We start from the raw sequence: 7849 nt of genomic DNA on the forward strand, positions 1-7849 counted from the left end.
GGAAGGCTTTCTCCGGGCCGTACAATGCCGGGAACGCAATGGACGAAGTGACGAGCAGCTTACCGGAGGCGCCGGACAGCGTCCGCGAGGCCGATGCGCCGCGCGACTCGGCTCTCGCGCATTTCGGCAACGACCAGCCACTCAAACTCGACGCCGGCGTGTCGCTGTCGCCGTTCCAGATCGCCTATCGCACCTACGGAGCGCTCAACGCGGAGCGCTCGAACGCGGTGCTGATCTGCCATGCGCTCACCGGCGACCAGCATGTCGTCGGCACGCATCCGGTCACCAAGAAGAGCGGCTGGTGGGAGACTTTGGTCGGGCCCGGCAAGCCGGTCGATACCGATCGCTACTTCGTCATCTGTTCGAATGTCGTCGGCGGCTGCATGGGGACGAGCGGCCCGGCCTCGATCAATCCGGCCACCGGCAAGCCCTGGGGCCTGGAGTTTCCGGTCATCACCATCCGCGACATGGTGCGCGCGCAGGCGATGCTGCTCGATCATCTCGGCATCGACACCTTGTTCGCGGTGGTCGGCGGTTCGATGGGCGGCATGCAAGTGCTGCAATGGGCGGAGAGCTATCCCGAGCGCGTCTTTGCCGCGTTGCCGATCGCCTGCGCCACGCGCCATTCGGCGCAGAACATCGCCTTTCACGAAGTCGGCCGCCAGGCGATCATGGCCGATCCCGAATGGCGCGGCGGCCGCTATCATCTCGAAGGCACCAATCCGCGCCGCGGTCTCGCGGTCGCGCGCATGGGCGCGCATATCACCTATCTTTCGGACGCGGCGTTGCATCGCAAGTTCGGCCGTAAGTTCCAGGACCGCGAGAATCCGACCTTCTCGTTCGACGCCGACTTCCAGGTCGAGTCTTATCTGCGCCATCAAGGCATCTCGTTCGTCGAGCGTTTCGACGCGAACTCCTATCTCTATCTCACGCGGGCGATGGACTACTTCGATCTCGCCGCCGATCATAACGGCGTGCTCGCCAATGCCTTCAGGGGCGCGCCGACGCGCTTCTGCGTGATTTCATTCACCAGCGACTGGCTGTTTCCGACGTCGGAATCACGCGCCATCGTGCATGCGCTCAATGCCTCGAGCGCGCGTGTGTCGTTCGCCGAAATCGTCTCGGACAAGGGCCACGACGCGTTCCTGCTCGACGAGCCGGAGATGTTCGGCATCGTGCGCGGCTTCCTCGACGGCGCCAGCAAGGCGCGCGGGCTGAAATCCACGAAGGCGGTGTGAGCATGCTGTCGCGCAGCGATCCCAAGCTCAGTGCCAACATCGTACGGACGGCGGGCGGCGCGCGTGTCGACCTCGTGATGGTGGCGGACATGGTCGTGCGCGGCGCCAAAGTGCTCGACGTCGGCTGCGGCGACGGCGAGTTGCTGCGGCTCCTGAGCGAACGGCGCGACGTCGACGGCCGCGGCATCGAATTATCGCGCGAGGGCGTGAACGAATGTGTCGCCAAGGGCCTCGCGGTGGTCCAGGGCGACGCCGACACCGATCTCGGCGACTACCCGGACGACGCCTTCGATTACGTGATCCTGTCGCAGACGCTGCAGGCGACGCGGCAGCCGCGCGTGGTGCTGGAGCACATGCTGCGCATCGGTCGGCACGCGATCGTGTCGTTTCCGAACTTCGGACATTGGAGCGTGCGTCTGCAGTTGATGTTCGCCGGCCATATGCCACGCACGGAAATCCTGCCCTACAGCTGGTACGACACGCCGAACATCCATCACTGCACCATCAAGGACTTCGTCCAGCTCTGCACAGCGATCGGCGTCAAGATGGAGAAGTCGGTGGCGTTGAATGCCTGGGGCTCGCCGCTGCGGCTGAATGCGCCGTGGTGGTTCTGGAATTTGTTTGGCCAGCAGGCGGTCTTTCTGCTCAGCCGCAAGAGCTAAGTATTACATCGGCGTTTGGCGAAAGTTGCGATCGCTGGCGTAATGTATAGCGCCGTACATTCGCATTTCTTGCAAGTCATCTCGGAACAAAGTGCAGGCAAGAGAACTTGGACTGCGTGAGTTGATCATCGCTGTCCTCGTGTCTGCTCGCGCGTTCGTTTCTATCGAAAATTGCAGTTAACTAAAGTAACGCGGTAAAGTGCCGAAAACGGTGCTGATATACCATTTCTGATCTGTATCCTGAGTATAGTTGTCATGCGCGTGCGTATTTTGTGGCTAATAAAGCTTGCCCTGTGAGTGCCGTAAATATTAAAGGCCGGGGCATTCTTCGGTTTTACGCCGAAATACCCTTCCATCACCACGAAATCGTCACCGTTATTCTGCGGTAAATGCCGCAGCTTCTCGGCTGAATTGGTCGGTGGAGAATCTTTGCTTAGATGAGAGGACTACCCATCATGAATCTTAAGAAGAGACGGGCGACAATCCTGCTGTGTTCAGCCGCAATGGTCGCGCTCACGAGTTCGGCTTATGCAAAGCCGGTTCATAAGAAAGCAGCGCATCGCCACAGTTATCATCGGCAGGCTGTTGCGCCGGCCGTGCCGGCATTTGGAAATACGGCGTTCTCCGGAGCCGATCGCGATCCGCGCTATTCGGCAGGCGCTATGCAAACGCGGCAGGCCGAAGCGCCGTCCGCGCCGGTAGCGACCACGCGCCGTGGACGGCGCGCGCAAGCCGCCGCGATGGCGCAGCAGACGTCCGGCTTCAGCAGCTTCGGCGGCAGTTCGTCGCTGGTGGCTGAGGCGCGCAAATATCTCGGCACCAATCCGACCGGCCGCCGCAGCCTCTGGTGCGGCGCGTTCATGGACATGGTGCTTCGCCGCACCGGTCATGCGGGCGGTGGTAATCTCGCCAAGGCCTATGCCAGCTACGGGCGCCGCGTGTCGGGTCCGCAGGTGGGCGCTATCGCCGTGATGGGCCGCAAGGGCGGTGGTCATGTCGGCGTCGTCAGCGGCGTCGATCCAAACGGCAACCCGATCATCGTCTCGGGCAACCATAACCGTACCGTCGCGGAGTCGGTTTATCCGGCGGGCCGCATTCAGGCCTACGTGTTGCCGGGCGGCTGATCCGCCGCGCCCATCGTTCGACGTTTCATCGCGCCTCGCTCGGCAACGAGCGGGGCGCGTTGTTTTTTGCGGCCTGCGGCTCCTGCCTAAGCTTCTGTGATCGTGTCGCCGACGGCGACATCGCCGCCGCCGATCACCTCGGCATAGACCCCGCAATCCATGTGGTCGAAATTCTGCATCAGCGTTTGCGGGATGGTGAGATCGCGCGCGCCGGTCTGCGGATCGACATTGGTGGCCGCGCACCGCACGATGCGTTTGACCACCTTCAGCCGCGCACCGCCGATGGTCAGTTCGCGGTCGAGCAGGTCGAACTCGTGCCATGCCGGCCAGCCGCGCACATAGACGTTCGCCCGGAAGCGCAGCGGGTCGATGGACGCGCCGACGACCGTTTCCAGCGCGCCGACCGAGGCAAGGTTGATAATCGAGACGACCTTCCTGGCGACATCCGAGAAGCTGTGTCCCGCGCCGTAGAGGATCTTGGGCGGCCCGCGCAGCTCATCGGCGCAATAACTCGCGAAGAACGCTTCGACCGCCGTCCGGCCTTCCGGCGTGCGCAGATCGCCGCGCGCCACCTCCTTGCCGTCGAACCGGACGGTGAGGGTGTGGCTTGTCTCGTCGTAATCGGTCTTGAGCGCCGCCAGCCTTTCGTTTCGCATCAGCATCAGGAAACGCTGCTTTGGGAAATAGGCGGGGGCGGCCGGGTCAAAGCCGATCGGGCCGTTCTCGATGGCGTAGAGCCGGTCGGCCGGCACCGTCTGACCGGCCGTCAGCGTCGTGCGCGGGAGGGCTTGGGGCGACAGGCCCTTAACCGGGTAGCGGTAAAGAGCCTGGATAATGGGTTGGTCGGGCGCATTCGCCATGGACGGCCTTCGGCTGCTTGCGGTCGCGGCCCGAAGGCCCGTTTGCCTGACCTATATCAAGCAACAAGGGTCTTCAAACGGGAATAAAGGCACCCACATAAGGTCCGAGGCGGGCCGCCTGGTTCAGGGACCTGCTTGTTATCCGGTGCCATTTTGGGCCGAGGGAGTAGACGATGAACTTTGAGAAATACACCGACCGCGCCCGCGGTTTCGTGCAGTCCGCGCAGTCTTTGGCGCTGCGTGAGGGCCACCAGCAATTTGCCCCCGAACATCTCCTGAAAGTCCTGCTCGACGACCCCGAGGGGTTGGCCGCGGGGCTGATCGACCGTTCCGGCGGCAATTCGCGGCAGGCCTTGCAGCAGACCGAGGCGGCGCTCGCCAAGCGCCCCAAGATTTCCGGCGGTGGCGCCGGCCAGATCTATCTCGATCCCGCATTGGCTCGGGTCTTCGACGCCGCCGAGAAGGCCGGCGAGAAGGCCGGCGATAGTTTCGTGACGGTCGAGCGGCTTCTGCTCGCGCTGGCGCTCGAGAAAGACAGCGAGGCGGGCAAGGTTTTGAAAGCGGCCGGCGTCACGCCGCAGAATCTCAACGCCGCGATCGAAGCGCTGCGCAAGGGCCGCACCGCCGACAGTGCGTCGGCCGAGAACGCCTATGACGCGCTGAAGAAATACGCGCGCGATCTCACCCAGGCGGCGCGCGACGGCAAGATCGATCCTGTCATCGGCCGCGACGAAGAGATCCGCCGCACCATCCAGGTGCTGTCGCGCCGGACCAAGAACAACCCCGTGCTGATCGGCGAACCCGGCGTTGGCAAGACCGCCATCGTCGAAGGCCTGGCGCAGCGCATCGTCAACGGCGACGTGCCGGACAGCCTGCACGACAAGAAGCTGCTCGCGCTCGACATGGGCGCGCTGATCGCCGGCGCGAAATATCGCGGTGAGTTCGAGGAGCGCCTGAAGGCGGTGCTCAACGAGGTCACGGCGGCCGAGGGCGGCATCATCCTGTTCATCGACGAGATGCACACGCTCGTCGGCGCCGGCAAAGCCGACGGCGCGATGGACGCGTCCAACCTGCTCAAGCCGGCGCTCGCGCGCGGCGAGCTGCACTGCATCGGCGCGACCACGCTCGACGAATACAAGAAGCACGTCGAGAAGGACGCGGCGTTGGCGCGGCGCTTCCAGCCGGTGTTCGTGTCCGAGCCGACGGTCGAGGATACGATCTCGATCCTGCGCGGCCTCAAGGACAAATACGAGCAGCACCACGGCGTGCGCATCGCCGACTCGGCGATCGTTGCCGCGGCGACGTTGTCGAACCGCTACATCACCGACCGCTTCCTGCCCGACAAGGCCATCGACCTCGTCGACGAGGCGGCGGCGCGGCTGAAGATGCAGGTCGATTCCAAGCCCGAGGAGCTCGATTCGATCGACCGCGAGATCGTGCGGCTGAAGATCGAGCAGGAAGCGCTGAAGAAGGAAACCGACCCGGGCTCCAAGGACCGGCTGAAGAACCTCGAGGTCGAACTCGCCGATCTCGAGAAGCGGTCCGCCGACCTCACGAGCCGGTGGAAGTCGGAAAAGGAAAAGCTGGGCTCGGCGACCGAGCTGAAGAAGCAGCTCGACGACGCGCGCAACGAACTCGCCATCGCGCAGCGCAAGGGCGAATACCAGAAGGCGGGCGAACTCGCTTATGGCCGCATCCCCGACCTCGAGAAGAAGCTGAAGGCGGTCGAGGAGAGCGAAGGCAAGGGCGCCATGGTCGAGGAGACCGTGACCGCCGACCACGTTGCCGGCGTCGTCTCACGCTGGACCGGCGTGCCGGTCGACAAGATGCTCGAAGGCGAGAAGGAAAAGCTGCTGCGCATGGAAGACGAGCTCGCCAAGCGGGTGGTCGGCCAGGCGGAAGCCGTGAAAGCCGTCTCGACCGCGGTGCGGCGCGCCCGCGCAGGCCTGCAAGACCCGAACCGGCCGATCGGCTCGTTTATGTTCCTGGGGCCGACCGGCGTCGGCAAGACGGAGCTGACCAAGGCGCTCGCGGCCTATCTGTTCGACGACGAGAACGCGCTGCTGCGCATCGACATGTCGGAGTACATGGAGAAGCACGCGGTGGCGCGGCTGATCGGTGCGCCTCCGGGCTATGTCGGTTACGAGGAGGGCGGCGCGCTCACGGAAGCCGTGCGGCGCAGGCCTTATCAGGTCGTGCTGTTCGACGAGATCGAGAAGGCGCATCCGGACGTGTTCAACGTCCTGTTGCAAGTGCTCGACGACGGACGCCTGACCGACGGGCAGGGCCACACGGTCGACTTCCGTAATACGCTGATCATCATGACGTCGAATCTCGGTGCCGACTTCCTGGTCAACCAGCCGGAAGGTCAGGACACCGACGCCGTGCGCGACATGGTGATGGGTGTGGTGCGCGCCTCGTTCCGGCCGGAGTTCTTGAACCGCGTGGACGAGATCATCCTGTTCCATCGCCTCCAGAAGAGCGAGATGGGCCGCATCGTCGACATCCAGATGAAGCGCCTGCAGAAGCTGCTGGACGACCGCAAGATCACGCTCACGCTCGAGCCGAGCGGTCGCGACTGGCTCGCCGAAAAGGGCTGGGATCCGGCTTACGGCGCCCGTCCCCTGAAGCGGGTGATCCAGAAGGCGGTGCAGGATCCGCTCGCCGAGATGATCCTTGCCGGCAAGATCAAGGACGGCGAGACCGTCGTTGTCTCCGGCGACAAGCTCGGCCTGACCTTCAACGGTCAGATCGCGCAGGCGGCGTAATCGGCTTTAACCCTCCCCCGCGCAGGCGGGGGAGGAAAAAAGCGCTCAAATCTTCCGAGATTGGACTATCGTCCGGCCGGCGCGTTCGTCGCGACGCGCGCCGGTTTGCGCGCCATCAGGCCATCGAGGCGCTCGCGCTCCTTGTCGAAGGCGGCCATCACCGGCCCCTGCAGTTCGCGGCCGCGCGGCAGCTTGATGCGCATCGGGTCGACGAAGCGGCCGTTGATGCGGATTTCGTAATGCACGTGCGAGCCGGTCGACAAGCCGGTCGAGCCGACGAAGCCGATCACCTGGCCCTGTCGCACCCGTTTGCCCTCGTCCATGCCGCGCGCATAGGCGCTCATGTGGCCGTAGGCGGTCTCATAGCCATTGTTGTGACGCAGCAGGATGAACTTGCCGTAGCCGGATTCCCAACCGACCTTCTCGATCGTGCCGTTGCCGGCGGCATAAATCGGCGTACCGGAAGGCGCCGCCCAGTCCACGCCGGTGTGCATCTTGGTGTAGCCGAGGATCGGATGACGGCGGATGCCGAAGGACGATCGCATGATGCCGGCGACCAGCGGCTTACGCACCAGGAACTTCTTCGCGCTCTTGCCGGTCTCGTCGTAGTAGTCGACCAGACCGTCGTCCGGCGACTGGAAACGATAGAATTTCTTGGTCTCGCCGCCGACGGTGAGCGCGGCGAACAACACATCGCTGCGGCTGTCGGCGGCCGGCGCTTCGTCCTCGCCGGCGTAGAGCACTTCGAACGAGTCGCCCGGCTGCACCTTGCGCTGGAAGTCGACGTCGTAAGAATAAATCTTGATCAGCTCTTCGATGATCGGCTTCGGAATCTGGTTGCGCAGCGCGGTTTCGTAGACGCTCTGGTAGAGCCGCACGCCGGACGTGTCGTTCTCGTCCTCGCTAGTATCGCTGTTTTGCGCGACTTCCGTGTCGACGTTACGCACGTCGACCGAGACGTATTTGCCGGTGTCGGCGAGCGCGACGACCGCGTCGATGGAGGAATCGCCGGCGATGATCACCCGGACCGGTTGCAGCCGCGGGGGTTGCGTGCCGGGTATCGGGGACATCAGCACGCGCAGCTTTTGGCCTTCGCGGATGCCGCCGTCGCGGCCGCGGTTGAGCACGCGAATGACCGAGGCGATATCGTCGGCGTTGGCGCCGAGATCGCGCAGCATTGTCAGCACCGTGTCGCCC

At 64.1% G+C, this 7849-nt stretch carries 6 protein-coding genes (1 of these 6 cut by a window edge); 4 read left to right on the forward strand and 2 right to left on the reverse strand.

Features of this window, described 5'->3' with window-relative positions; translation table 11 throughout:
- Positions 1–38 precede the first annotated feature (38 nt).
- The 3 genes from metX (at position 39) to DW352_RS22485 (ending at position 3024) form a co-directional block, all read left to right on the forward strand.
- The gene (metX, locus tag DW352_RS22475; protein ID WP_115693420.1) at positions 39–1238 is read left to right on the forward strand and encodes a homoserine O-acetyltransferase MetX; all 1200 of its coding nucleotides are present in this window, start codon (positions 39–41) and stop codon (positions 1236–1238) included.
- Positions 1239–1240: 2 nt separating this feature from the next.
- The gene (gene metW / locus DW352_RS22480; RefSeq protein WP_115693421.1) at positions 1241–1900 is read left to right on the forward strand and encodes a methionine biosynthesis protein MetW; all 660 of its coding nucleotides are present in this window, start codon (positions 1241–1243) and stop codon (positions 1898–1900) included.
- A 662-nt stretch (positions 1901–2562) separates the two neighbouring features.
- Positions 2563–3024, forward strand: coding sequence for a TIGR02594 family protein (locus DW352_RS22485; RefSeq protein WP_342634883.1), 462 nt, complete (start codon positions 2563–2565; stop codon positions 3022–3024).
- Between the two features lie 86 nt (positions 3025–3110).
- On the opposite strand, the gene DW352_RS22490 is transcribed toward DW352_RS22485, so the two are convergent.
- On the reverse strand, positions 3111–3884 hold the full coding sequence (locus tag DW352_RS22490) for an MOSC domain-containing protein (protein ID WP_115693423.1): 774 nt from the start codon (positions 3882–3884) through the stop codon (positions 3111–3113).
- A gap of 173 nt (positions 3885–4057) precedes the next feature.
- On the opposite strand from DW352_RS22490, the gene clpB reads away from it, so the two are divergent.
- Positions 4058–6652 (forward strand): ATP-dependent chaperone ClpB, encoded by a 2595-nt coding sequence (clpB, locus tag DW352_RS22495; protein WP_115693424.1) that lies wholly within the window; start codon positions 4058–4060, stop codon positions 6650–6652.
- Between the two features lie 65 nt (positions 6653–6717).
- Here clpB and DW352_RS22500 read toward each other — a convergent pair whose 3' ends face one another.
- A protein-coding gene (locus DW352_RS22500) for a M23 family metallopeptidase (RefSeq protein WP_115693425.1) crosses the window boundary here: on the reverse strand, positions 6718–7849 show its 3' portion. It continues 857 nt past the right edge of the window; only the last 1132 of its 1989 coding nucleotides appear in the window; its start codon lies off the right edge, out of view; its stop codon occupies positions 6718–6720.

The organism is Pseudolabrys taiwanensis (genome assembly GCF_003367395.1).
In the GTDB taxonomy this organism is placed as follows: domain Bacteria; phylum Pseudomonadota; class Alphaproteobacteria; order Rhizobiales; family Xanthobacteraceae; genus Pseudolabrys; species Pseudolabrys taiwanensis.